The sequence below is a fragment of the Asticcacaulis sp. genome (genome assembly GCF_051954415.1).
Lineage (GTDB): Bacteria > Pseudomonadota > Alphaproteobacteria > Caulobacterales > Caulobacteraceae > Asticcacaulis.
Window position 1 is genome coordinate 146,620 of sequence record NZ_JBQCHT010000040.1, and the last position, 24,150, is coordinate 170,769.

Annotated in this window: 22 protein-coding genes; 9 read left to right on the forward strand and 13 right to left on the reverse strand. The window is 58.4% G+C overall.

From position 1 onward, the window contains the following. Nucleotide 1: 1 nt before the first annotated feature. Nucleotides 2-325, forward strand: a complete 324-nt coding sequence (locus ACTHND_RS15750) for a DUF4031 domain-containing protein (protein ID WP_440178908.1) — start codon at nucleotides 2-4, stop codon at nucleotides 323-325. Nucleotides 326-427: 102 nt separating this feature from the next. Here ACTHND_RS15750 and ACTHND_RS15755 read toward each other — a convergent pair whose 3' ends face one another. From ACTHND_RS15755 to hemE, 10 genes are all read right to left on the reverse strand, one after another. Continuing rightward, complete coding sequence (locus ACTHND_RS15755) at nucleotides 428-1,324, reverse strand: ParB/RepB/Spo0J family partition protein (RefSeq protein WP_440178909.1); 897 nt, start codon at nucleotides 1,322-1,324, stop codon at nucleotides 428-430. A 27-nt stretch (nucleotides 1,325-1,351) separates the two neighbouring features. Beyond that, nucleotides 1,352-2,188, reverse strand: coding sequence for a ParA family protein (locus ACTHND_RS15760; protein ID WP_440178910.1), 837 nt, complete (start codon nucleotides 2,186-2,188; stop codon nucleotides 1,352-1,354). Beyond that, complete coding sequence (gene rsmG / locus ACTHND_RS15765) at nucleotides 2,178-2,804, reverse strand: 16S rRNA (guanine(527)-N(7))-methyltransferase RsmG (protein ID WP_440178911.1); 627 nt, start codon at nucleotides 2,802-2,804, stop codon at nucleotides 2,178-2,180. Before rsmG ends, ACTHND_RS15760 begins: the two co-directional genes overlap by 11 nt. Before the next feature lie 5 nt (nucleotides 2,805-2,809). Continuing rightward, entirely contained in the window at nucleotides 2,810-4,681 is a 1,872-nt protein-coding gene (mnmG, locus tag ACTHND_RS15770; protein ID WP_440178912.1) for a tRNA uridine-5-carboxymethylaminomethyl(34) synthesis enzyme MnmG, read from the reverse strand. A gap of 57 nt (nucleotides 4,682-4,738) precedes the next feature. Next, nucleotides 4,739-6,067: a tRNA uridine-5-carboxymethylaminomethyl(34) synthesis GTPase MnmE gene (mnmE, locus tag ACTHND_RS15775; RefSeq protein ID WP_440178913.1), complete on the reverse strand. Its 1,329-nt coding sequence runs from the start codon at nucleotides 6,065-6,067 to the stop codon at nucleotides 4,739-4,741. Nucleotides 6,068-6,086: 19 nt separating this feature from the next. Continuing rightward, nucleotides 6,087-6,341 (reverse strand): DUF6489 family protein, encoded by a 255-nt coding sequence (locus ACTHND_RS15780; RefSeq protein WP_440178914.1) that lies wholly within the window; start codon nucleotides 6,339-6,341, stop codon nucleotides 6,087-6,089. Nucleotides 6,342-6,504: 163 nt separating this feature from the next. After that, nucleotides 6,505-7,908, reverse strand: coding sequence for a transcription termination factor Rho (gene rho / locus ACTHND_RS15785; RefSeq protein WP_440178915.1), 1,404 nt, complete (start codon nucleotides 7,906-7,908; stop codon nucleotides 6,505-6,507). 303 nt (nucleotides 7,909-8,211) lie between these two features. Further along, complete coding sequence (locus ACTHND_RS15790) at nucleotides 8,212-8,667, reverse strand: CopD family protein (protein ID WP_440178917.1); 456 nt, start codon at nucleotides 8,665-8,667, stop codon at nucleotides 8,212-8,214. Further along, nucleotides 8,664-9,722 carry a ferrochelatase gene (gene hemH / locus ACTHND_RS15795; RefSeq protein ID WP_440178919.1) on the reverse strand — a complete coding sequence of 353 codons (1,059 nt, stop codon included), beginning with the start codon at nucleotides 9,720-9,722 and terminating at the stop codon, nucleotides 8,664-8,666. The genes ACTHND_RS15790 and hemH overlap by 4 nt, the downstream gene beginning before the upstream one ends. Next, nucleotides 9,723-10,760 (reverse strand): uroporphyrinogen decarboxylase, encoded by a 1,038-nt coding sequence (hemE, locus tag ACTHND_RS15800; protein WP_440178920.1) that lies wholly within the window; start codon nucleotides 10,758-10,760, stop codon nucleotides 9,723-9,725. A gap of 466 nt (nucleotides 10,761-11,226) precedes the next feature. Here hemE and ACTHND_RS15805 point away from each other — a divergent pair, with 466 nt between their 5' ends. The 5 genes from ACTHND_RS15805 to dnaQ all read left to right on the forward strand — a co-directional run bounded on the left by ACTHND_RS15805 (nucleotide 11,227) and on the right by dnaQ (nucleotide 14,989). Then, complete coding sequence (locus ACTHND_RS15805; protein ID WP_440178921.1) at nucleotides 11,227-12,078, forward strand: pyruvate, water dikinase regulatory protein; 852 nt, start codon at nucleotides 11,227-11,229, stop codon at nucleotides 12,076-12,078. A 163-nt stretch (nucleotides 12,079-12,241) separates the two neighbouring features. Beyond that, on the forward strand, nucleotides 12,242-12,835 hold the full coding sequence (locus ACTHND_RS15810) for a Maf family protein (protein ID WP_440178922.1): 594 nt from the start codon (nucleotides 12,242-12,244) through the stop codon (nucleotides 12,833-12,835). Then, complete coding sequence (locus ACTHND_RS15815; protein ID WP_440178923.1) at nucleotides 12,832-13,680, forward strand: shikimate dehydrogenase family protein; 849 nt, start codon at nucleotides 12,832-12,834, stop codon at nucleotides 13,678-13,680. The genes ACTHND_RS15810 and ACTHND_RS15815 overlap by 4 nt, the downstream gene beginning before the upstream one ends. Beyond that, on the forward strand, nucleotides 13,677-14,276 hold the full coding sequence (coaE, locus tag ACTHND_RS15820) for a dephospho-CoA kinase (RefSeq protein ID WP_440178924.1): 600 nt from the start codon (nucleotides 13,677-13,679) through the stop codon (nucleotides 14,274-14,276). Before ACTHND_RS15815 ends, coaE begins: the two co-directional genes overlap by 4 nt. Nucleotides 14,277-14,290: 14 nt before the next feature. Further along, complete coding sequence (dnaQ, locus tag ACTHND_RS15825) at nucleotides 14,291-14,989, forward strand: DNA polymerase III subunit epsilon (protein ID WP_440178925.1); 699 nt, start codon at nucleotides 14,291-14,293, stop codon at nucleotides 14,987-14,989. Here the strand turns inward: dnaQ and ACTHND_RS15830 are convergent. Beyond that, on the reverse strand, nucleotides 14,986-15,378 hold the full coding sequence (locus ACTHND_RS15830; RefSeq protein ID WP_440178926.1) for a response regulator: 393 nt from the start codon (nucleotides 15,376-15,378) through the stop codon (nucleotides 14,986-14,988). The genes dnaQ and ACTHND_RS15830 overlap by 4 nt on opposite strands. Before the next feature lie 229 nt (nucleotides 15,379-15,607). Beyond that, on the reverse strand, nucleotides 15,608-16,096 hold the full coding sequence (secB, locus tag ACTHND_RS15835; protein WP_303827284.1) for a protein-export chaperone SecB: 489 nt from the start codon (nucleotides 16,094-16,096) through the stop codon (nucleotides 15,608-15,610). 219 nt (nucleotides 16,097-16,315) lie between these two features. On the opposite strand from secB, the gene ACTHND_RS15840 reads away from it, so the two are divergent. Next, nucleotides 16,316-16,987 (forward strand): Tim44/TimA family putative adaptor protein, encoded by a 672-nt coding sequence (locus tag ACTHND_RS15840; RefSeq protein WP_440178928.1) that lies wholly within the window; start codon nucleotides 16,316-16,318, stop codon nucleotides 16,985-16,987. After that, the gene (locus ACTHND_RS15845; RefSeq protein WP_440178929.1) at nucleotides 16,984-18,129 is read left to right on the forward strand and encodes an MltA domain-containing protein; all 1,146 of its coding nucleotides are present in this window, start codon (nucleotides 16,984-16,986) and stop codon (nucleotides 18,127-18,129) included. The genes ACTHND_RS15840 and ACTHND_RS15845 overlap by 4 nt, the downstream gene beginning before the upstream one ends. Here the strand turns inward: ACTHND_RS15845 and ACTHND_RS15850 are convergent. Then, entirely contained in the window at nucleotides 18,126-18,524 is a 399-nt protein-coding gene (locus tag ACTHND_RS15850) for an MAPEG family protein (protein ID WP_440178930.1), read from the reverse strand. The two genes, ACTHND_RS15845 and ACTHND_RS15850, sit on opposite strands and share 4 nt — an antisense overlap. Nucleotides 18,525-19,485: 961 nt before the next feature. On the opposite strand from ACTHND_RS15850, the gene ACTHND_RS15855 reads away from it, so the two are divergent. Beyond that, nucleotides 19,486-24,150 (forward strand): NAD-glutamate dehydrogenase (locus ACTHND_RS15855; RefSeq protein WP_440178931.1); only part of this gene is annotated, 4,665 nt, incomplete at its 3' end.

A 24,150-nucleotide genomic window follows, 5' to 3' on the forward strand; every position in this document is an offset into this window, starting at 1 on the left:
CATGACCGTTTACATTGACGACATGTATCGCTACACCATCGGCCAGTTCCGCGGCATGAAGATGTCGCACATGATCGCCGATGAAGAAGAAGAACTCCATATCATGGCCGTGCGTCTGGGGCTGCGCCGCGCCTGGCATCAGGGCGATCATTACGACGTGCCGCTCGATGCGCGCTTCGTGGCCATCAGCCTGGGCGTGATCGAAATCACCTATCGCCAGGCTTCGGCCATGCGCCGCCGGCGCGTGGTAGAAGGTATCTGCGGCGATCCGGATGAGGCCGTCGGCTGGCTCAGGGCCTGGTTTGCTATCCGGAATTCGGGCTGAAATTCGGGCCGAAATCGGGGCCTCTGAGACGCGCCAGGACGTCCCGGAGTACGACTTTCGACGCCAAATTCGCGTGAGACGCCGTTCTTACAAAATAATCAATTATTTCATAAGCTTACGACATAGCTCATCGAGCTGTTCAAGGCTGGCATAGCTCAAACGCAGTTCGCCCCTGCCGCCGCGGTCATCAAGCTTCACTGTCAGGCCCAAAGCTTCCTGCAAATCCTGTTCGAGTGACAAGGTGTCGGCATTTTGTTGCGGTCGGGCTTTCGGCACGGACGGCGCCTTTGGTCCGGCCTGTTCTTCACGCACCAGGGCTTCGGTCTGGCGCACTGACAATCCCTTGGCGATAACCTCATCCGCCAGGGCGTCGGCATTTTCGGAGGTGATCAGCGCACGGGCATGACCGGCCGACAGGCGACCGTGCAGCACATGATCCTGAACACCTTCAGGCAGCGCCAGCAGACGCAGTGTATTGGCGATATGCGGGCGCGACTTGCCGACCACCTGCGCTAAGGCATCCTGGGTGCGGCCGAAGCGATCCTGCAAGACCTTGTAGCCGCGCGCTTCTTCGATCGGGTTCAGGTCGGCGCGCTGGACGTTTTCGATAATGCCGATTTCCAGCACGTCGAGGTCATCCAGTTCACGGATGATCACCGGCACTGTATGCAGGCCGGCTTTTTGCGCCGCGCGCCAGCGGCGTTCACCGGCCACAATCTGGTAATGCCCGGCCTGACCCGGCGCCGGACGCACCAGGATCGGCTGAAGAATGCCCTTTTCGCGGATAGAGGCCGCCAGTTCATCAATGTCGGATTCGACAAAGGTCCGACGCGGCTGATCCGGATTACGGACCAGAAGTTCGATCGGCTGTTCAAGGCCCCTCACCGCTTCGGCGCCACGCGCCTCAGTTGCCTCCGCCCCCGTCTTCGGGCTGCTGGTATCCTGATCACCGAGCAATGCCGACAGACCTCGGCCCAAACCTCTATTTTTTTCAGACATCTATCTATTCTTCTTGTTGTCGGATACTTAAGCCGGGATCTTTTCGGCTTGCTTGCGGCGTTTACGTTCCCTGGCCACCAGTTCCTTGGCGAGCTTGATATAGGCCTGGCTGCCGGAACATTTCATATCGTAGATCAGGGCCGGTTTGCCGAAGGACGGCGCCTCGGACACCCGTACATTGCGCGGTATCACCGTCTCATAGACCAGTTCGCCAAAGTGCGACCGCACGTCGCGCTCGACATGGCCAGACAACGCATTGCGCTTGTCGAACATGGTCAGGACAATGCCTTGCAGGCTCAGCCTGGGGTTCAGACTGCCGCGCACCAGGTCGATGGTGCGCATTAACTGGCTGAGGCCCTCAAGCGCAAAAAACTCACACTGCAGCGGCACCAGCACGGCGTCGGCCGCGCTCATCGAGTTGACCGTCAGCAGATTCAGCGAAGGAGGGCAATCGATGAGGATATAGTCATAGGGCGGCTTTTCCTGATCCAGACCATCGAGGGCATCCCGCAACCGATAGGATCGGCGCTCGGCCTGGCCCAGTTCGATCTCCACACCCGACAGATCCGGGTCGGATGGCAACAACCAAAGCCCCGGCACCGCCGTACTAACAGCCGTATCACCAATCGGCCGGCGATCGACGATCACATCATAAAGGGAGTTTTCGCGCTGCTTTTTCGGCACACCGAGGCCCGTCGACGCATTTCCTTGGGGATCCAGATCGATCAGCAGAACGCGCTGTCCGATAGCCGCCAGGGCCGTACCCAGATTGATCGCCGTCGTGGTCTTGCCCACGCCGCCTTTTTGGTTGGCTATGGCGAGAACACGAACCTTCTTATCGAAATCTTGGGCATTAACGGGCACGACGCAGCCTCCGGATATGGATCACGCGTCCGCGGGTATCGCTGGCGGACACCATCTGTTCTACGTCAAATGTCCACGTTTTGCCAGCATCCGCCAGTTCACTTTCCACGTTTTCCCCCTTTAAAAACCACGCATCGGCGCCCTTGTGGATAAAGCCTTCGGCAAAACCGAGCAGTCTGGTCATGGGCGCGACGGCCCGCGCTGTGACGACATCCACTTTCAGCTTCACCTTCTCGGCGCGGTCATTGATCACCGTCGCCGGCAGGTCGAGATCATCGACTACACTTTGCAGAAATCGGCAGCGCTTGGTCAGGGATTCCACCAGATAAACCTGCGGAGCGGGACCGTCGGAATGTTTCAGGAGAATACTGATGACGATACCAGGAAACCCCGCTCCGGCTCCAAGATCAGCCCAGGTGCGGGCGTCCGGGCGGTGATCAAGCAATTGCGCGCTGTCCAGCACATGGCGCGACCAATAGTCCGGCAGGGTGGCGGGCCCCACAAGATTCATGACTTCGTTCTGTGCGGCCAGAATATCATAAAATTTTTGCAGGTCAGCGACCGCCTCGTGTTTCACGTGAAACACCAGTTTGGCGGACATCTCGTCCGGGGTCATATGCGTCATGCCGTCAGCTTCGCCTGGTTACGAACGTAAAACAACAACGTCGTCAGGGCACCTTGCGTCATACCCTCGATACGTCCCGCCTGCCCCAGGGTTTGCGGACGGATGCGGTTAAGCTTTTCCCGTGCCTCATTCGACAGGCCCAGGATCGACATATAGTCGATATCATCTGGCAGGGCGAGATTTTCATCCTTGCGGAAGCTCTCAATCTCAGCCTTTTGCCGCGGCATATAGCCGGCATAGAGGGCATCGATTTCTACCTGCTCATAGAGGGCATCCGGCCAGGACTTGATTTCAGGCCAGAGGGTCTCCAGGCGCTCACGATTGCAGGAATCATAGGCCATTAATTGCGTGACGTTGCGCCGCTGGCCGTCGCCGTTGACCTGAATGCCCTGCGCCAGCGCTTCCTTTGGTGTGGCCACCAATTCGGCGGCCCGCGTGCGAATGCCTTCCAAAGCCGCCTTCTTTTCCAGCCAGGCCGTTTTGCGCGCATCACCGACGACACCGATGGCCAGACCACGATCGGTCAGGCGCTGATCGGCATTATCAGCGCGCAAGGACAGACGAAATTCCGCCCGCGAGGTGAACATACGATAGGGCTCGGTTACACCGCGCGTCACCAGGTCATCGATCATTACGCCGATATAGGCTTGGTCCCGGCCAAGGATGGTCGGCGCATACCCCCCTGCCCGCGCCGCCGCATTGATCCCCGCCATCAAGCCTTGCGCGCCAGCTTCTTCGTAACCGGTCGTGCCATTGATCTGGCCGGCCAGGAACAGGCCCGGCAAAGATTTCAGTTCCAGTGTCGGGTGCAGTTCGCGCGGATCAACGTAATCGTATTCGATGGCATAGGCGTAGCGCTTGATCACCACATCTTCGAGGCCGACGATGGTACGTATAAAGGCCTCTTGAGTCTCTTCTGAAACACTGGTCGAGATGCCGTTCGGATACACCGTGTCGTCGTCATAACCCTCTGGCTCCAGGAAGATCTGGTGCGAGGTCTTGTCAGCAAACTTGACTACCTTGTCCTCGATCGACGGGCAATAGCGCGGCCCGCGACCGGATAGATGGCCACCATAAACCGCCGATTCCATCAGGCGGTCGGCGATGATCTGGTGGGTTTTTTCGTTGGTATAGGTGATGCCACAGGCAATCTGGCCGCGCTCAATAGTGGGCGTCAGCATGGAGAACGGCTGAATAGGATTATCGCCCAGTTGCTGTTCGAGACGATCCCAGTGGATCGTCTTGCCATCGAGGCGCGCCGGCGTACCTGTTTTCAGGCGGCCCATGTCGAGTTTCAGATCATAGAGGCGCTGGCCCAGGCCATTGGCCGGCGCATCGCCCCAGCGACCGGCCGCCATACGCTTTTCCCCGATATGGATGACGCCACGCAGAAAAGTCCCCGTTGTGAGTACGACGGCCTTCGCCATATAAGACTGGCCGGTAGCATCAGTCACGCCGGTCACAACGTCCTTTTCCAGAATCAGGTCTTCGACCGCCGCTTCAATAATGGTCAGGTTTGGCGTCTGGAAAAGTTCGGCCTGCACCGCTTCCCTATAAAGCTTGCGGTCGATCTGGGCGCGCGGCCCGCGCACGGCCGGGCCTTTGGACTTGTTCAGAACCTTGAACTGCATTCCACCGATATCAGCCATGCGCCCCATAATGCCGTCAAGCGCATCGATCTCACGCACCAGGTGACCTTTGCCCAGTCCGCCAATGGCCGGATTACACGACATCTCACCGAGCGTGTCCTTGCGATGGGTCAGCAAAAGTGTTTTGGCGCCCATGCGCGCGGAAGCGGTCGCGGCCTCGCAACCGGCGTGACCACCGCCAACGACAATAACGTCCCAGAGTGTTTTGGGTTCAGACATAGGCAAACTTTCAAAAGGAGACGCGGCCTATAGCAGATAAGGCCAGGCCGGTCGATTCTATTTGCCGATGCAGAAATTGGAAAAGATCACATCCAGTACGCCCTCGACATCATAGCGGCCAAACAACTGCTCGAAGCTGTTAATGGCTGAGCGCACATTTTCCGCCGCCAATTCAGGAATAGCCAGATTGGACCGCGATGCCATGCCCAGTTGATCACGGGCTTCCGTCAGCCGTTCGATATGGCGCAGACGTGTCGCCGCCGGGAAGGTTTGGGCGGAGAGTTGTGCTCCGACAATCTGTTCTACAGCAGCGACCAGCTCAGTCACCCCCTCGCCCAGCGCCACACTGACAGCAAAAACCGATGTTTCACGTGAAACACGCAAAGCGGCGACGGCCTCACGTTCGTGCGCCTCCGCCTCGTCAATCTTATTGAAGACCATCAGATCGCCGTCGCGGAAATCCTCCGGCAAGGCAGGTGTGGTCGAGTCGATGACCCAGATACGAAGGTCGGCTTCATCCGCCTTAGCTCTCGCCCGGCGGATGCCCTCGGCCTCGACCACTTCATCGGTCTCGCGCAGGCCCGCCGTATCATAAAGCAAAACGGAATACGGCCCGATACGCAGTTGGGCTTCGATGATGTCGCGCGTCGTGCCGGCAATCGGCGTGACAATCGCGGCTTCGGCTTTCAGCAGGGCATTGAACAGGCTGGACTTACCGGCATTCGGTTCACCTAGAATAACAATGCGATAGCCCTCACGAATTTGCCGACCACGATGCGAGTCAGCAATGGCCGTTGTCAGCCTGTCTTCCAAAGCATGGATACGTCCAAGGATAGACGCCGATAGTTCCGCTGGCAGGTCTTCATCCGGGAAATCGATATAGACCTCCAGCCGCGCCAGAATATCGATTAGCTCGGAGCGCCAGTTTTCATACTGCTGTTTCAGTCCCCCACCCAATTGGGTCAGGGCCTGCCGTCGCTGCGCCTCGGATTCGGCATCGACCAGATCGGCGATAGCCTCAGCCTGGGTCAGGTCCAGCTTGCTGTGCACCAGCGCGCGCCGGGAGAATTCACCCGGTGTCGCCAGTTGCAAACCCAGTTCGGTCAGGATGAGATACAAGCGATCGAGAATGGCTTTCGAGCCATGGACGTGCAGTTCTACACAATCTTCACCAGTGAAGCTATGTGGTGCCTTAAACCAGACCACCACAGCCTCATCGATCACCTCACCCAGCCAGACGAGCGGAGTATAGGTTGCCATACGCGGCGTCAGAATCTTGGGTGTAAATTGTTGAATGGCCCAGAGCGCTTTGTCGCCGGAGAGGCGGATGATCGACACCCCTGCCCGGCCCTGCGCGGAGGCCAGAGCGAAAATCGTGTGTTTCACGTGAAACACTTCCTTAATACTATTTGCCAGTGCTGAAAGGTTTGAGGCTGGCCTGGGCCGCCGACTGCATCAGTTTAAAGAACTGATCCTGCGCCGTTACACCCAGACTCGACCAGTTTTTCAGCATCTCTTCCGGCTGCATGGAGTGGATATTCTGCGCCAGGCGTTCCTGCATAGCATTCATCATGTAGTCGTTCAGCGGCTGAACGTCGGGCAGCCCAAGAAAGGTGCGGGCCTCTTCCGGTGTGCATTCGACATTGACCGTGACCTTCATGATGATCTCCAGAACGGAATATAAAACGAATCAACCCGATATGATCCTCTCATACCGGGTTGACAAGAGCTAGTGGTCCATCAGACCACCAAACACTTAGTGTTTGGCAAGCACGACCGTGCGCCCGAGCCTTTGCGAGGAGCCTCACGGCGAACGAGTGCTATTATGTGTTCATCGACTGGAAGAACTCGGCGTTGTTCTTCGTCTGGCGCAGTTTGTCGCTCAGGAACTCGATCGCGTCCTGAGCGCCCATCGGATTGAGAATACGGCGCAGCACATAGGTCTTTTGCAGGTTGACCTTGTCGGTGAGCAGTTCTTCCTTACGCGTGCCGGACTTCAGAATATCCATGGCCGGGAAGACGCGCTTGTCGGCAACCTTGCGGTCGAGCACGATTTCCGAGTTACCGGTGCCCTTGAATTCTTCGAAGATGACTTCATCCATGCGTGAGCCGGTATCGATCAGCGCCGTGGCGATAATGGTCAGCGAACCGCCTTCTTCGATATTACGCGCGGCGCCGAAGAAGCGCTTCGGGCGTTGCAGGGCATTGGCGTCGACACCGCCGGTCAGCACCTTGCCAGATGACGGGACAACCGTGTTGTAGGCGCGGCCGAGACGCGTGATCGAGTCGAGCAGAATGACGACATCGCGCTTGTGTTCGACCAGGCGCTTGGCCTTTTCGATGACCATTTCAGCGACCTGGACGTGGCGTGTCGCCGGCTCATCGAAGGTCGAGGAAATGACTTCACCGCGCACAGTGCGCTGCATGTCTGTCACTTCTTCCGGGCGTTCGTCGATCAGCAGGACGATCAGGTAGCAATCCGGGTGATTGGCGGCGACCGACTTGGCAATATTTTGCAGCATGACCGTCTTACCGACGCGCGGCGGCGCAACGATCAGGCAGCGCTGGCCCTTGCCGAGCGGCGCCACGATATCGATGATGCGGCCGGAGCGATCTTTCAGGGTCGGGTCTTCGATCTCCATCCACAGACGCTGATCCGGATAGAGCGGCGTCAGGTTGTCGAAATGGACTTTGTGGCGGATATTTTCCGGGTCTTCGAAATTGATCGTCTGGATCTTGAGCAGAGCGAAATAACGTTCGCCTTCGCGCGGCGAGCGGATCGGCCCTTCGACCGTATCACCGGTGCGCAGACCATGGCGGCGGATCTGCTGCGGCGAGACATAGATGTCGTCCGGGCCCGGCAGGTAGTTGGCTTCTGGTGAGCGCAGGAAGCCGAAGCCATCCTGGAGCACTTCCATCACGCCGGAGCCGGTGATTTCGACGCCCTCTTCGGCCAGTGCCTTGAGCACGGCGAAGAGCATGTCCTGCTTGCGCATATTGGAAGCATTTTCGACGCCCAAGGATTCGGCGAAAGTCAGCAGGTCGGTCGATGATTTGTCCTTCAGGGTCTGAAGTGACATCTTCTGACCGGCCATCGAGCCTTCGACTTCTTCCTCTTCACCCTCGTCCGTTTCGAGGTCGGCGTCGAGCGTGTCATCCGTCAGGTTATCTTCGGCCTGAATTTCGTTTCTGTTTTCGATTTCTGGGGTTTCAGTATCGTCGGTCATGGTATTCTCTTCGTCAGGAACAGGATACGCGCAAGGTAAAGCCAAGACTTATGCCTTGAGCTATTGCGATGATATCCCCAGCCCATTTTAGCTAAACACTTGAAAAGGCTTATAAATGTCAAATGAAGTGGCTGTTCCACAGAACGTGGCGCCATCAGGACGGCTGTCAAAACAGCTTAGGTCGGTTGCGATAACTACACCAACACGGCCGATCGTCAAGTTAATCCTTATGGGGCGTGGGGTCCCATAGCTCGCAAGAGCTATACTCTCGCATCACTAAACCCCCACATCTGTCTTAAATGATCAAATTTGCCAGAACTGCAAGGTCACCGCCAGCACCATGATGATGGCGAGTACAAACGGCACCTCATTCATCTTGCGCCAGAAACTTTCGGTCCCGATCGGCTCACCGCGTTGCAGCTTCTTGAACCGCACCGCCAGGAAATGGTGATAGCCCGTGATCCCCAAAATCCCCAGTTCCTTGACCACGAACCACGGCTCCCAAAAGAACTTCCAGCCTTCCATGAAACGGACATGATAGACGATCAGGCAGGTGCCGAACAGCCAGACCGCGATCATGGCCGGGTTCATGATCAGGCGCAGCAGATTGCGCTCCATCACCTTGAAGACATCTGTCACTGCCGTCACTTCGGCGTTCTTGATATGGTAGATGAATAGCCGCGGCAGATAGAGAAGACCGGCCATCCAGGCAATTACCGCCAGGATATGCAGGCCCCTGAAAAAATCATACCAGTTCACGCAGCACCTCTTTTCGGACAGAAGCTGTGACACTTGCCGCAGTTATGATCACCCACCACGCGGTCACCGGAACCGATGGCTTTCAGCACCTCATCGTTCAGTGCCTTGATATAGCTGGCATTCACCCCCAGGGCCGGCAGGCGGATGTAGTCTTTCACCCCCGATGCCGCCGCCAGATGGGCGTATTCGATATCCAGTTCCACCAGCGTTTCGATATGCTCTGAGACAAAGGCGATCGGCACCAGTATGACCGACTTGCCGTCCGCGCCGGCCTTCTGGATCGTGGCATCGGTCGACGGCCCGATCCATTTCATCGGCCCAACACGACTCTGATAACAGATGCTGTGCTCGATCGGATTGCCGAGCCCTGTCATGATCTTCGCCACGCAGGATTCAACCTGCTCCTGATAGGGATCACCGCGCGCGATAATGCTTTCAGGCAAGCCATGTGCCGAGAACAGCAGGCGGTAATGCCCCGGCTGTTTCAGTGTCCCGATCTTTTCCTGAATGGCATCGACATGCGCCTTGATGAAATGGGCATTGTCCGAATAACAACAGACCGATGTCACCCTGGCCTTGCCGGCATAAGCCTTCTGGAAAGCCTGAAAAGAGGACAGGGTCGTGGTCGAGGAAAATTGCGGATAGAGCGGCAGGAGCACAATCTCGTCCGGCACCCAGGCGTCGATTTCCCGCACTGTGTCTTCAACAAACGGATGCCAGTAGCGCATACCGATAAAGACCTTGGCCTCAATACCCTTGGTATTGGCGGCGATATAGGCTTCCAGCGCCTCTGCTTGCGCTTGCGTTTCCTTCAGGATCGGCGAGCCGCCGCCCATATGGGCATAGTTCTTTTTGGCTGAGGGTGCGCGCCGGCTGGAAATCAGCGAGGCCACGCCCTGCCTGATACCGAATGGCAGATTGATAATGTTCTTGTCGGCAAAGAGATTATAGAGAAACCCCTGCACATCTTCGGGGTTTTTCGGGCCACCGAGATTGAACAACAATACCGCGACTCTTTTTGTTTGCACTATCGCTCCGCTGCTTGAGTGCTTCATTTAAGCTCTGATCCGCTTGAGCGCCTGCTCGACATGAGCCATGGGCGTATCCGGAAAGATGCCGTGGCCCAGATTGAAGATCAAGGCCCCCTGCCCCCAGCTTTGCAAAATCAGGTCGATGGCTTTATCCAGTGCTAGGCCGCCGGACCGCAGGACCACCGGATCGAGCGCGCCCTGGATTGGCACTTTTTTCTGTAACTCGACGCCGAGCTTCATCGGCGTGGCCGTACCGAGCCCCATGCCCTGCACCGGCACCTGGTCGGCATAATCATGACAGCGGGCTTCGGCGCCACGCGGAAAACCTATAATTGGCAGGGTGACGCCCAGTTCCCTCACCCGCTGGATCAGGCGAATGTGCGGCTGGATGATCAGGCTGTCGAAATAGGGATCAGGGAAACCTTCCGCCCAGCTTTCGAAGATTTTCAGAACCTGTGCGCCATTATCAGCCTGCATCTTCAGATACTGCGCCGAGGCTTCGATGACGATATCCGTCAGATCGAGCACTTTCTGGTAATCATCATAAACGAAAGCCCGGATGAGACTGCGATCGTGGGCCTTCTTGCCGTTCAGCATATAGGTTATCACCGTCCACGGTCCGCCGCAGAAACCGATCAGCGTTGTCTCGGGCGAAAGTTCGGCTTTGACGCGGGCAACCGTTTCACCGACATTCTTCAGAGCCTCACCAGCAGAGCCTGCTTTTTCCCGCATGGTGTCCAGCGCCGGTAGCTCCCCAAGTACGGGTCCCTCGCCAGCCGCAAAGGTCAGATACTGACCCAAGGCCAGAGGGATCATCAGAATGTCTGAAAAGAGAATGGCCGCGTCGAAACCATAACGCCTGATCGGTTGCAAAGTGGCCTCAGCCGCCTTCTCCGGCGTCAGGCAAAAATCAACGAACCCTTTGGTCGTCGCCCGCAGTTCCCGGTATTCCGGCAGATACCGTCCGGCTTGTCGCATGAACCATACCGGAGGCACCTTAAGCGTTTGGCCATTGAGAACCGCCAAAACCGATGAATGTATGGGTGCCTGAGCGAGAGCCATGAGTCAACCTGTGTGAAACCGACCTTCCCTTAGCCCTAATCTAAATAAAAAGAAAAGAGTTTGTAGAAGGTTATAGGGCCGGGGACAGTGCGCAAAAGTGTCGCAGATTTCGCCGGATTCACGGGTTTTTCACATGCCATCCGGAATGGTTAATGCTTCATTAACAGCCCTGTGAATGACTTGGATAATTAACCAAATATTAGTATTGCTTAAAAAATTCTTAACCCGATAAAGCGCGTTCGTGTGAATGGTTAATGAAGAATTAACTTACGCACAGAGAGCCATAAGAAATTCATACAGAACGGGTGAGAGTCGATAAGCATCGGGTAAATGCGCCGGTTTTGCACGCTTTCCCCTGCCCTTGCGGTGATTTGCGAATTATCGGATGATTGTCCACGACAGATCCCGACTTATACAGCCGCCTTATCCCCAGTTCGGCACACAGATTTAATTTTACAGGCTTTGCATGTCCTCCCCCTCGGCCAAGATCGGCAGCTATTTCCACGTCCACCTGGTATCGGATTCGACCGGCGAAACCCTGAACGCCCTGGCCAAGGCGGCGGCGGCGCGCTTTGAAGGCATCCTGCCGATCGAGCATATCTATGTACTGATCCGCTCGGAAAAGCAGTTGGAACGCGCGCTTGTGGAAATCGAGAGTTTTCCGGGCATCGTGCTGCATACCATGGTTGATATGGAATTGCGGACGACCTTGGAGGCGCGTTGCCGCGAACTGGATATGCCGGCGATCGGCGTACTGGATCCATTGGTCGTGGCGTTCTCGCGGCATCTCGGCGCGGCGGTTTCCAAGCGCGTCGGTGCCCAGCATAATCTCGACAATGAATATTTCGAGCGCATAGAGGCACTGAACTACGCCATTGCCCATGATGATGGCGCGGCGGCCGACCGGGTGAAGAATGCCGATGTCGTCCTGGTGGGGGTCAGCCGGACCTCGAAGACGCCGACCTGCATCTACCTGGCGCACCGCGGCATCAAGGCGGCCAATATTCCGCTGGTGCCGGGCCGGGGTTTGCCAGAGGAACTGGACGATATGAATATCCCGCTGGTGGTAGGCCTGATCGCGTCTCCGGAACGGTTGATCTCGATCCGCAAAAACCGCCTGCTGACCCTGAATGACGATCGCCCCTCTTCTTATACGGATACCGAAGCGGTACGGCAGGAGATTATCGCCGCGCGCAGGCTGTTCGAGCGCAAGGGCTGGCCGGTGATCGATGTGACCCGTCGTTCGATCGAAGAAACTTCGGCAACGATCATCAGTTTGCTGAATGAGAAGCGGACGGGAAGGCTTGGAGGAATTTGAAGTCGTGGGGTCGCGGACCCCACACCCCGTAACGCGATAGTGGATAATTACATAATACTAAAAAAGTCGGGGCCAAAGTGCCCCGGCTTTTTTAGTATTAGCGACTAAACACCATCGTGTTATGGGGTGCAGGGGCCCCCGCCCCTGCAACTTGAAGACCTTCATGACCCAGCTTATCCTCGCCTCCGCCTCCGCCTCCCGTTCCGCACTCCTCACCGGCGCGGGTCTTTCGCACACCAAGATTCCAGCCCATCTCGATGAAGACGCCATCAAGGACGAATGCCTGGCTCGAGGCCACAGCCCCAAATCCGTGGCGTTGAAACTGGCCGAGGCCAAGGCGCTGCATGTCTCGACGCGTAATCCCGGTCTGGTGCTGGGCGGCGATCAGGTGTTGCAACTCGAAAATGACCTGATCAGCAAGTCGCACGATCTCGATGAAGCCCGCGCCCTGCTCAAACGCATGAGCGGCAAGATCCACTATCTCCATGCCGGCATGGCCTTGGCGGAAAACGGCCAGATCGTCTGGTCGAATGTCGAAACCGCGGAAATGACCGTGCGTCCGCTGTCGGATGCTTTTATCGATACCTATCTGGCGCAGACGGGTGACAAAATCCTTTCCAGCGTCGGCTGCTACCAGCTCGAAAGTGAAGGCGTGCATCTGTTCGAGGCCATTAGCGGCGACTACTTCACCGTGCTTGGTCTCCCCCTCCTGCCGCTTCTGGCTCAACTACGCAATCTCAAGGTGATCACGGCATGAAAAATACCCTGCCTACAGGCGCCGCCAGGGTGGCCGGCGTGGTCGGTCAGCCGATCCACCATTCCCTGAGCCCGTTCCTGCATACCGCCTGGCTGCGCGACCTGGGTTTGAATGGCGTTTATGCACCGTTCGGACCCAAGGATGAGCATGGCTTTGACCGCCTGATCCTCTCCTGCCGCTCCAATGGCATCAAGGGCCTGAACGTCACCGCCCCTTTCAAGGCACAGGCCCTCGCGCTGGCCGATACGGTTTCCGATACCGCCAGAAAAGCCGGTTCGGCCAACCTGCTCACCTTTGATGACGACGGCTATGTCCATGCCGATTCCACAGATGGTCACGGTCTGCTGCGTGCTTTCGAACTTCAGGCACCGGACTGCGATCTGACCTCGGCACCGGTGGCGATCATGGGTGCCGGCGGGGCGTCGCGCGCGGTCGTCGCGGCTCTGCTTGATAAAGGCTGCCCGGAGGTGCGTATCATCAACCGCACCCTGGCCCGCGCCGAGGAACTGGTCTTTGCCTTTCAGACCGGCGTCACGGCGTTCGACCTGACCCAGGTGTCCCGCGCCTTTGAGGGCGCTATCGCCGTGATCAATGCGGCTTCCGGTGGCCCACATCCGTTGTTTGAAGGTCTGAGCGATAACGCCGCCGTCATGGATATGACCTACCGCCCACTGAAAACGGCCTGGCTCCAGGCGGCGGAAGCCAATGGCCTCAAAACCGTCGATGGCCTCAATATGCTGATCGAACAGGCGCGCCCCAGCTTCCAGGCGTTTTATGGTGTTGCGCCGCGCGCACATTTCAATATCCGCAAGTTGGCGCTGGAATTCCTGGGTGAAACCGAATGATCACGCTCGGCCTGACCGGCTCCATCGGCATGGGTAAATCGACCATCGCGGCCATGTTTGCTGACGAAGGCGTGCCCGTATGGGATGCCGACCTGGCCGTTCACCGGCTTTACGCCGAGTCCGAACCGCTGAAAGCGAAGCTCGTTGAAACCTTTGGTGATGTGCTGACCGATGGCGTGGTTGACCGGGTCAAGCTGTCGGCAGCCCTGAGGGGCGAAGCGGCCAATTTTGAAAAGCTGGACGCCATCGTTCATCCGGCAACAGTAGCGGACCGCAATCGTTACCTGGCCGAACACGCTGACGCGCTTCTGGTCGTCGCTGATATTCCGCTGCTTTATGAAACCGGCGCGGAAAGCCAACTCGACAAGGTTCTGGTGGTCAGTGCGCCGGCAGATATCCAGGCGTCACGCGTGCTGGCGCGGGCCGGCATGACCGAGGCCAAGTTCGAGGCAATCCTGGCACGCCAGATGCCTGATGCCGAAAAACGCGCGCGGGCGGATTTCGTCATCGACACGTCGAAAAGTCTCGATGAGTGCCGTGATGCGGTGCGGTTGTTGATTGAAAAACTGACCTCTTTACAAGATACCCCGGCTTAAGCCACACACAGATCATGGCGCTTGAAATCGTACTCGACACCGAAACCACCGGCATTGACCACCGCAAGGGTCACCGCCTGATCGAAGTCGGCTGCATCGAGATTGAAGACCTGCTGCCGACCGGCCGGACCTATCACCGCTATATCGACCCGGAACGGGAAATCGAGGCGGATGCGATCCGGGTTCACGGCATCACCAATGAAATGGTGCGCGGAAAGCCGAAGATGGCGGAGATCTGCGACGAACTGCTGGAATTTATCGGCGACCGCAAGATCATCGCGCACAATGCCTCATTCGACCGCGGCTTCATCAATATGGAGCTGGAACGGCACAGCCGCCCCTTCCCGCCCGATCACCAGTGGATCGATACTTTGGAAATGGCGCGGCTGAAATTTCCGGGCGCCGCCAATTCACTCGATGCCCTCTGCCGGCGTTTCAATATTTCCCTGGCCGAACGCGATCTGCACGGCGCCCTGATCGATGCCCGGCTGCTGGCCAGTGTCTATCTCGAACTGCTGGGCGGCAAGGAGCGCGGGCTCGATCTCGAAATGGCCGGTGCGCGGGCCAGTGCGGCGGCCACGGCCAATCACACCGGCTATGCGCCGCGTCCGCGTCCGCTGGCCTCACGCATTACGGCCGCAGAAGCCGAGGCGCACGAGGCCTTTGTCAAAAAATACCTGAAAGACAAGGCGCTCTGGCCGACAGGGGCTTAAGCGGCCTTTCGCCCGGAGCGCAGCAGCCACAGCATGTCTTCGAGTACATGCGGATCGACCGGCTTGACCAGGTGCAGGTCGAAACCGGCTGCGGCCGTTTTCCGGCGCATGTGTTCGTCACCCCATCCGGTCTGTGCGATGATCTTTACATGTTTCAGGTCCGGCATGGCGCGCAGGGCTTCGCAAACCTGAAGGCCGTCCATGCCGGGCATACCGATATCGAGCAGAATGACATCCGGCCGGAAGTCTGCGGCCAGTTTCAGGGCCGTCGCGCCGTCATGACAGCTTCTGACCGTGTCGCCGAAGAGTTCGACCGTCCAGTGCAGGGTATCGGCGGATGCCTGGTTATCATCAACGACCAGTACACGCAGGGCAGAATTTTCAGACATCGGTAAGGGCAGGCTTCAACTGGCGGATTTTATGCGGGGCGTCCCTTTACCGCGCGTGATATAAAAAATCGCTGTGGCTTTACCGCAGACGCAAAGAAGCCCGGCGTACCACCGGGCTTTTTTAATTTCAGACTCGTATTTCCAAACGCTGAAGCGTTTGGCAAGCGCAACGCGCGCCCGAGCCTTTGCGAGGTATCTCTTATGCAAAATGGCTTGATTGCTTAAGCAATCAAGCCTGACCTACGGTCTGCTGAGATTGGATATTGCCCTTTTGCTGCAGGTAGAGCGCGCCGAAATCGATCGGATCGAGGAAGAAGGGCGGGGTGAAGCCGCCATCGGCCGTGGCATCGGCGATGATGCGGCGGGCGAACGGGAAGAGATAGCGCGGGCATTCGACCAGCAGGGTCGGCTCGATCATCTGTTCGGGGATATTGCCGAGCTGGAACAGGCCGCCATAGACCAGTTCGATGGCGAACATCGGGCCTTCGGGCGTCGAGGCTTTCACGGTGAGCTTGATATCGACTTCAAACATGGCATCCGGGCGACCCTTGGCGCTCATTTCGACGCCGAGATCTACTTCCGGCCGCGAATCCATGCGCAGGGAATTGGGCGCGCGGGGGTTCTCGAATGAGAAGTCGCGGATGAATTGCGCCAGAACCTGCATTTGCGGGGCGGGCGGTTGTTCGGGGGTGCGCTCGGGCGTGAAGGCGTCAGACATAAAACAGGCTCCGGTAATCGAATGTGTCGGGGTGGAAAACGACCGCGCCCGACATGTGTGGAAATGCGACTATCAGATAAGAAAATTTTAAGCAATCAAACGAAGAGTTCCGTTTCCTTAAACTTATCCTATATAGTTACCATCCGGGTGCCCGAAAGGCGCCCAAATATGTCTGCCGGCCCGAAAAAGCCAGATTCGAAAACAGAAGAGACGTTTCCCGTGAACACCCAAGTGATAGCCCTCGTTGTTTTTGCCGTGCTGGCTGTGGTGATCCTGTTGCAGCTTTATAATGTGCTGGGCCGCAAGACGGGTTTCCGTCCGGAAGAAAAGCCGGCGGGCCCCAAGGGTGAGGAACTGGATGCCGCCGTGCGCGCCGAGCGCGTGCCCGAAGGGATGCGGATGCCCAATCTCGAAACCCTGAAGACGCGCGACGTCAATTTCAACGAGATCAACTTCCTGGAAAAGGCCCGCGAAACCTATGAGCAAGTCGTGATTGCCTTCCATAAGGGCGAACTCGATCCAATCAGGGACCGGCTGTCGGAACGCGTATTGACCAGTTTCCGCGACGCCATAGGCCGGCGCACCGGTGCGCCAAAGGATACGGTCAGTTTCGTCGATACGCCAAAGGCTGATCTCGACCTGATCGATTTCAAGGAAGACCTGGCGCAGATCCGCGTCCGCTTCCTGTCCGAACTGGCCTATGAAGAGGTGGCTTTACCGGGCGAGACCACGGATGCCGCCGTCCCCGTCACGACGCCGGATAAAAAAGCAGAGCCGGCCAAGCCACACCGCACCTATAAGCGCACCGCTGAATACTGGACCTTCCAGAAGGTTATGAAAAACCCTGCCAATCCCTGGTTGCTCACCAAGGTAGAGGCGGCCAAGGCGTGAGGCTGAGGTCAGGTTTTGCGCTTGGCCTGCTGGCCTTACTGGTGGTGGCCTGTGCCGAAAGGCCGGTCACCCCGCCGGTGGTGACACCGCCCAGGGCGCCGGAAACGCCGCCGGTCTACCTGCCGACGCCCGTGCCGGAAGGCGCGCGCCTGTCCGATTTGCCGGGCTGGGAAAATACCGATCCGTTCATCGCGCTCGAAGCCCTGCGCGCCACCTGCCAGTATAAAAAGGGCCGCCAGTACGCGGTCATTTGCGCCGACATGGCCAGGCAGGATTTCGAGACACCCCAGCAGATACTGGCCTTCCTCAATGTGCATTTCCGCGTCGAAAAAGTGGAAGGACAGGGTCTTCTGACCGGCTATTTCGTGCCGGACTATGACGCGCAACTGACGCCGGACGCCGAATTTTCGCAGCCCGTGCGCACGAAACCGGCCGATCTGGTCTACGTGCCAGGGTCACAAATGACGCCGGCCTCTTCGGCGCCGAAAGTGGCAGCGCGCAGATTGGGCGATCTCTACGTCCCCTACTTCACCCGTGCGGAAATCGAACAACTCCCTGCAAATGCGCAATATTACATGCGGCCGGAAGATTATTTCTTCATGCAGCTCCAGGGGTCGGGCTTCCTCGACCTGCCGGATGGCAAACGTGTCTATGCCGCCTATGCCGCCGATAACGGCTGGCCGTTTGTCGGCATCGCCAAGACCCTGACCGAGCGCGGCATCCTCGACAAGACCCAGACATCCGGTGACAATATCCACGCCTGGCTGGCGGCGCATCGCGGTGCGGAAGCGACCGAGATCATGAACACCAATCCGCGCTATGGCTTTTTCGCCATCCAGCCGGACCAGACCGAACCGGTCGGCGCCTCGGGCCTGGCCCTGCCTTCGGGTTCAGCCATCGCCATTGACCCGACGCAGAACGATATGGGCGACCTGTTCTGGATCGATGCCGATGCTGGCGCCCTCAAGGATTCCTTTCCGGCCTACCAACGGATGGTGGCGGCGCTCGATACCGGCGGGGCGATTAAGGGCAAGATACGGGCAGACCTCTATGTCGGCCATGGCCAGCGCGCCGGCTCGGAAGCCGGCCGCATCAAACATACCCTGCGCATGTGGCGGCTGGTGCCCTATACGGCCGATTAAAACCTAAAGACTATTCGCAGGGCATCGAAACACAAAAGACCCAGTACACCCGAACTTGCCAGAAACAGGCAGAAGCGGATGGTGGTGATATTGGCGGTTGATTGCACGACGGAATGGATGATGCGCAGGGCAACATAGAGCCAGGCGAGATATTCCATGCCGGGATTGGACAGGCCGCTCAGGAAAATGCCGAGGCACAGCGCATAGAACAGGGTCGGCTGCTGCATCAGGTTGTTGTAATTGTCGGCGGCCCATTGCGCCTGGGGCGGCATCTGGCGGATGGCCTCGCCGCTTTGCAGGCGGGCTTCGGATATGGCGTAGCGGACAAGCGCGGGCAGCCTGCGGACATAAAGCCAGACAAGCATGATCATCGACCAGGCAACAAGCGCGAGCACGGGTTGTATCATAGTGCCTGCAACCTAACCGCCAAAAGCTAAATTAAGATTGAATAACGGGCCATAAACCATAATGGCCGGTCACACTTTTTGGGATGCGCTTCAAACACGCATTTCACACATTTCCCGCACAGAACTGTGATGCCTGCACCACTGGTTATACCCGGGTCGAAATGGTAAAAGACAAACCGTTATCCGGATCGACCGGATGACCCGCCGGTGTCAGGCTATGCCCCGCCCGGACCGCGCGGAAAGGTCAAAAACGAGAGACGGCGCACCATCCCCCCGGTGTGCCGGCATCGAACCGAGACGCAAAGGCCCCTTCCCCCCATAAAGGGTTTTCTGCGCCAAAGCCGCCAGTCCCCCGCCGGATTGGCGGCTTTTTACTGGGCGATAGTCAGGGCTTCATTTTGTTTGAGATCAGTGAAAGAGGATCACGGAAAGGCACAGAAGAAGACGGAAAGACACGGAGTTCTTTGCGCGTACACATCGCCGCGAAGCGTCCTTTCAAGTCTCTTTCACAAGTATGTTGTCGCCCTTCGGGCACAAGACATCAGCATACTCATATTCCGTGTCTTTCCGTCTTCTTCTGTGCCTTTCCGTGATCTCCTAAAAATGTTCGCCGCCTGAGCGCATTTCCGGATGCAGAGCGTCCGGCAAGCACAAGCGTGCGCCGCCGCTGATGCGGCGAGCCATGCGGCGTTTTGAGCACGCCTCCGAATGCGCTTTGCATTCGGCAAGCACAAGTATGCGTCCGAGCTGATGTGAGGAGGCCCGCGCCGTTTTGAGCGCCAATAAAGTGATCACAAAATCCCGTTGCCTGCGCAACTTTGTAGTGAAACCGTTGCGGGCTTTTGTTAAAGATTGCGTCGCATACTCCGGCGCCATCTCGGCGCCTATAATAACGAACCGTGAACCGGCGCCACCCGGCACTCGCGGTCAGGATCAAGTGGAAATACACATGGATACGCTCAACGCTGGCCAAGGCCAATCCCCCTCGAAAGATGCCCTGACCAGGGCCTTCATAGCCAGCCGGGGAGCGAAGGATTTCCTCAGGCTTGACGAGTGCGAAAAAAATTTCCTGACCCAGATTCTGGAAGATTTCGACGCCGATGAACTGCCGGGCCTGACCGCCGACGATCTCAATCGCGTTATCGATGGCTTCTGGCAGTATGGCAGCCGGCGCGATGGCGCCCAGACCCTGCGGCGGATCATGCCTGTGCTCGACGGCCGGGGCCAGTCCACCGGATATGACGCGGTCGAGATCGTGCAGGGCGACTCGCCCTTCATCGTCGAAACCGTGATGGGAGAACTGATCGACCAGGGGGTTTCAATCCGGTCCATGTTCCATCCGGTGGTGACGATCCACCGCGATTTCGACGGCAACCGCAGCAAAACCGGTGATGACTCAAAAGAGTCTATGATGCTGGTCTTTATCGAGCGCCAGAGTGCCGATCGCCATAAACAGATACTGGAAGGCATCGACCAGAGCCTGAACGACCTCAAGCTGGCGGTGCGCGATTTCCCGCGGATGCAGAAGCTTCTGGCCGATGAGATTGAGGCGCTCGAACGTCAGCGCGGCAATCCTGGCATTGACGCGGCGACCCTGGAGGAGAACCTCGCCTTCCTGCGCTGGATCGATGAAAACCACTTCGTCTTCCTGGGGGCTCGCGGCTATGCCTATCCGCGCGCCAATGATGGATCATACGCCCGCGAAGAACCGCTGAACCAGATGCAGGAAGGCTTCGGCGTGCTGCGTGACGCCAACCGCGCCGTGCTGCGCCGCTCAAGCGAGCCGGCGGTTCTCAGCCAGCAACTGATGACGCAACTGGAAAACTCCGAGCCGGTGACCGTGGCCAAGGCCAATCTGAAATCCCGCGTCCACCGCCGCGTTTATATGGATTATATCGGGGTGAAGCGTTATGGCCCCGATGGCAAGGCGTCCGGTGAAGTCCGCTTTGTCGGCCTCTTCACCTCTGAAGCCTATGACCGGCCAGCCTTTGAGGTGCCGCTGGTGCGCAAAAAAGCCGAGCATGTGCTGCACGAAGCGGCGGCTCTGGGCCTCCAGGGCGGCTATAATGAAAAGCGCCTGAAGAATATCGTCGAAACCTACCCGCGCGACGAACTGTTCCAGATGACCGAGCAGGATTTGCTGCGCATTGCTCGTGGCGTGCTGCACCTGAGTGACCGGCCACGCGTCAAGCTGTTTACCCGTACCGATCCGTTCGACCGTTTCATTTCGGTGATGCTCTACATTCCGCGCGAAATCTACCAGTCGCGGATGCAGAAACAGGCCGGGGATATCCTGGCGGCCGCGTGGTGTGGCCGGGTTTCAGCGTCTTACAGCTATATCTCGGATTCGCTGCTGTCCTGCATCCACTATATTATCGGCGTCACCCCCGGCGATCACTTCGATCCGAATATTGCCGATGTCGAGGCCGATATCGAAAACATCACCCGGACCTGGCCGCAAAAGGTTGAGGCCCAAGTGGCGCGGCAGGAAACGGCGGCGAAAGGGCTCGACTGGATGACCTGGGCGGCGGCTTTCCCCGCCGGCTACCAGGATCGCTATACCCCGGCCGAGGCCGTGACCGATACAACGGTTCTTAACGCGCTTTCGATCGATGCACCGGTCAATGTCCGGGCCTACCAGCGGCTGGAAGACTCTGAGAGCATTTTCTGCTTCAAGCTCTATACCCGTGCTGAAAAGGCCATTCCGCTGTCGGATATTCTGCCGGTACTCGGCAATATGGGCGTGAAGACGCTGGAGGAATACGGCTATCACGTCCGCTCTGAAGCGATCGGCACCTATTGGGTGCATGAGTTTATCCTCAAGCTGCCGCGCGGCCACGCTGGCGCTTTTGCCGATTTCCGCGACGAGTTCGAGCAGACGCTTCTGGCCCTTTGGTATGGCAAGACCGAGGATGATGGTTTCAACGCCCTGGCCCTGACCGGGCAATCCTGGCGCGAAGTGGCCCTGCTGCGTGCCTTCTGCCGGTATCGCGTCCAGTCCGGTCTTGATCCGAGCCCGGATATCCAGCAGGCGGCCCTGCGTGAAAATCCTCAGGTGGTCGAGGCCCTGCTGGCGCTGTTCAACGCCAAGTTCGCCCTGGATGGCGGCGACGCCAAATTGCGCCTGACAGCGGTGGAAGCGGCCACGCAAAATATCGATACACTGCTGCAAAAGGTCGCCAGCCTCGATCATGATCGCGTTCTGCGCCGCCTGGCCGCGCTGATCGGCGCCATGCGCCGCACCAACTATTTCCAGAAGGGAACGGACGGCAATCCCAAGCCCTATATTTCGTTCAAGGTAGCCAGCCGCGAACTGGCCGACCTGCCGGAACCCAAGCCCTACCGTGAAATTTTCATCTGGTCGCCGGGCGTTGAAGGCGTCCATCTGCGTTTTGGACCGGTGGCGCGCGGGGGTCTGCGCTGGTCCGACCGCAAGGACGATTTCCGCACCGAGGTGCTGGGTCTGGTCAAGGCGCAGCAGGTCAAGAATGCGGTCATCGTGCCGGTCGGCTCCAAGGGTGGTTTCTTCCCGAAGAAGCTGCCTAAGACCGGCACGCCAGACGAGGTGAAAAACGCCGCCATCATCGCTTACAAAACCTTCCTGTCGGGCCTTCTCGATCTGACCGATAATCTCGACGGCAAGGGCAACATTGTCCCGCCAGCCGATGTCATCCGCTGGGACGATCCCGATCCGTATCTGGTCGTCGCCGCCGACAAGGGTACGGCCACCTTCTCCGATATCGCCAATGGTGTCTCGGCGGATTACAGTTTCTGGCTCGGCGATGCGTTCGCCTCAGGCGGATCGGTCGGCTATGACCATAAGGCCATGGGCATTACGGCCAAGGGCGCCTGGGAAGCCGTCAAGCGCCACTTCCGCGAAATCGGCAAGGATATCCAGTCGGAAACCTTCACGGTGGCCGGTGTCGGCGATATGTCAGGCGATGTGTTCGGCAACGGCATGTTGTTGTCGGAGCAGACGCTACTGGTCGCTGCCTTCGATCACCGCGACATCTTCATCGACCCCAGTCCCGACCCGACGGCATCTTTCAAGGAGCGCGAGCGCATGTTCGCCCTGCCGCGCTCAAGCTGGCAGGATTACAACAAGGATCTGATTTCGAAGGGCGGCGGTGTCTTCCCGCGCAGTCAGAAATCGATCCCGCTGTCACCGGAAATCAAGGCGCTGCTTGATCTTGAGGCCAACGAAGTATCACCGTTCGAACTGATGCAGGCCATTCTGAAGGCGCGCGTCGAACTGCTCTATTTCGGCGGCATCGGCACCTATATCAAGGCGCCGGCCCAGGCGCACCTTGACGTAGGTGACAAGGCCAATGACGCCATCCGCATCGATGGCAGTGAGGTGCGCGCCAGGGTGATCGGCGAAGGCGCCAATCTGGGCGTGACCCAGGCCGGACGGATATCCTGCGCCGAAAATGGCGTGCGGCTCAACACCGACGCTATTGATAATTCCGCCGGGGTCGATTGTTCCGACCATGAGGTCAATATCAAGATCCTGCTCAGCCAGGTTATCGCCTCCGGCAAGCTGAAACCAGAGGCGCGTGACGACCTGCTGGCCAGCATGACCGACGATGTGGCCCGCCATGTGCTGAAACACAATTACGACCAGACCCTGGCCCTGTCACTCCAGGAAGCAAGCTCGGCCGAGGACAACAGCGCGCAACAGGCGTTCATGTCGGGCCTGGAAAAGCGGGGCCGTCTCGATCGCAAGGTCGAGGGCCTGCCTGCCAATTCGATGCTGGAGGCGCGCAAGGCCGGCGGTCACGGCCTGTATCGTCCGGAACTGGCGGTCATAACCGCCTATGCCAAGCTGGTATTGTTCGATGATATCGTGGCTGGCGATGCGCCGGATGACGACGGGCTTGAACCGGTGCTGGTGCGCTATTTCCCGCCGGCCCTGCATGGCTATACTGACGCCATCCGCAAGCACCGCCTGCATCGTGAAATCATCGCCACGGTGGTGAGCAACGAAATCGTTAATGTCTGCGGGCCGAGCTTTGCCATGCGCCTGACCCACGGCGCCGGCGTAGATACCTCGGCCCTGGTGCGGGCTTTTGAAGCCACGCGTCAGTTGTTCGGGATTAGTGCGCTGTGGAGCGAGGTCAATGCGCTCGACAATAAGATACCGGCAGAGGCGCAGACCGCGCTTTACAGCGATCTGGCCAGGTTTGTCCGTCACCAGACCTACTGGATCGCGCGGCGTCATGCTGGCCAGTCGGTCGACCTCGCGGCCATGATGAAGCCCTATGCGGAAGGGGCCTCAAACCTTCTGGTCCAGGGGGATGCGGCCTTTACCGGTGCCATCAAGACCCGCCTGGCCGATCGCGTGACGGAACTGGAAGCCGTGGGTTGCCCGGCCGAGCTGGCGGCGCGGATCACGCGCCTCAGCGCTTTCCACCATGCCGGCGACATCATCGATCTGGCGGCAGAAAAGAAAAAACCGCTCGACAAGACGGCCGAGCTTTATTTCCTGACAGGCGCGCATTTCGGCTTTGACGGTCTGCAGGCCGGCGCTGGCAATCTGGCCTCCCATGACCCGTGGGACCGCATGGCCACCCGCCGTCTGATCGAGGATGTGCTGGCCGAGCAGAAAACGGTG

Coding starts and splice junctions, on each gene's coding strand:
- ACTHND_RS15750 (WP_440178908.1), top strand. CDS start 2: ATGACCGTTTACATTGACGACATGTATCGCTACACCATCGGCCAGTTC.
- ACTHND_RS15755 (WP_440178909.1), bottom strand. CDS start 1,324: ATGTCTGAAAAAAATAGAGGTTTGGGCCGAGGTCTGTCGGCATTGCTC.
- rsmG (WP_440178911.1), bottom strand. CDS start 2,804: ATGACCCCGGACGAGATGTCCGCCAAACTGGTGTTTCACGTGAAACAC.
- mnmG (WP_440178912.1), bottom strand. CDS start 4,681: ATGTCTGAACCCAAAACACTCTGGGACGTTATTGTCGTTGGCGGTGGT.
- ACTHND_RS15780 (WP_440178914.1), bottom strand. CDS start 6,341: ATGAAGGTCACGGTCAATGTCGAATGCACACCGGAAGAGGCCCGCACC.
- rho (WP_440178915.1), bottom strand. CDS start 7,908: ATGACCGACGATACTGAAACCCCAGAAATCGAAAACAGAAACGAAATT.
- hemH (WP_440178919.1), bottom strand. CDS start 9,722: ATGAAGCACTCAAGCAGCGGAGCGATAGTGCAAACAAAAAGAGTCGCG.
- hemE (WP_440178920.1), bottom strand. CDS start 10,760: ATGGCTCTCGCTCAGGCACCCATACATTCATCGGTTTTGGCGGTTCTC.
- ACTHND_RS15805 (WP_440178921.1), top strand. CDS start 11,227: ATGTCCTCCCCCTCGGCCAAGATCGGCAGCTATTTCCACGTCCACCTG.
- ACTHND_RS15810 (WP_440178922.1), top strand. CDS start 12,242: ATGACCCAGCTTATCCTCGCCTCCGCCTCCGCCTCCCGTTCCGCACTC.
- ACTHND_RS15815 (WP_440178923.1), top strand. CDS start 12,832: ATGAAAAATACCCTGCCTACAGGCGCCGCCAGGGTGGCCGGCGTGGTC.
- coaE (WP_440178924.1), top strand. CDS start 13,677: ATGATCACGCTCGGCCTGACCGGCTCCATCGGCATGGGTAAATCGACC.
- dnaQ (WP_440178925.1), top strand. CDS start 14,291: ATGGCGCTTGAAATCGTACTCGACACCGAAACCACCGGCATTGACCAC.
- ACTHND_RS15830 (WP_440178926.1), bottom strand. CDS start 15,378: ATGTCTGAAAATTCTGCCCTGCGTGTACTGGTCGTTGATGATAACCAG.
- secB (WP_303827284.1), bottom strand. CDS start 16,096: ATGTCTGACGCCTTCACGCCCGAGCGCACCCCCGAACAACCGCCCGCC.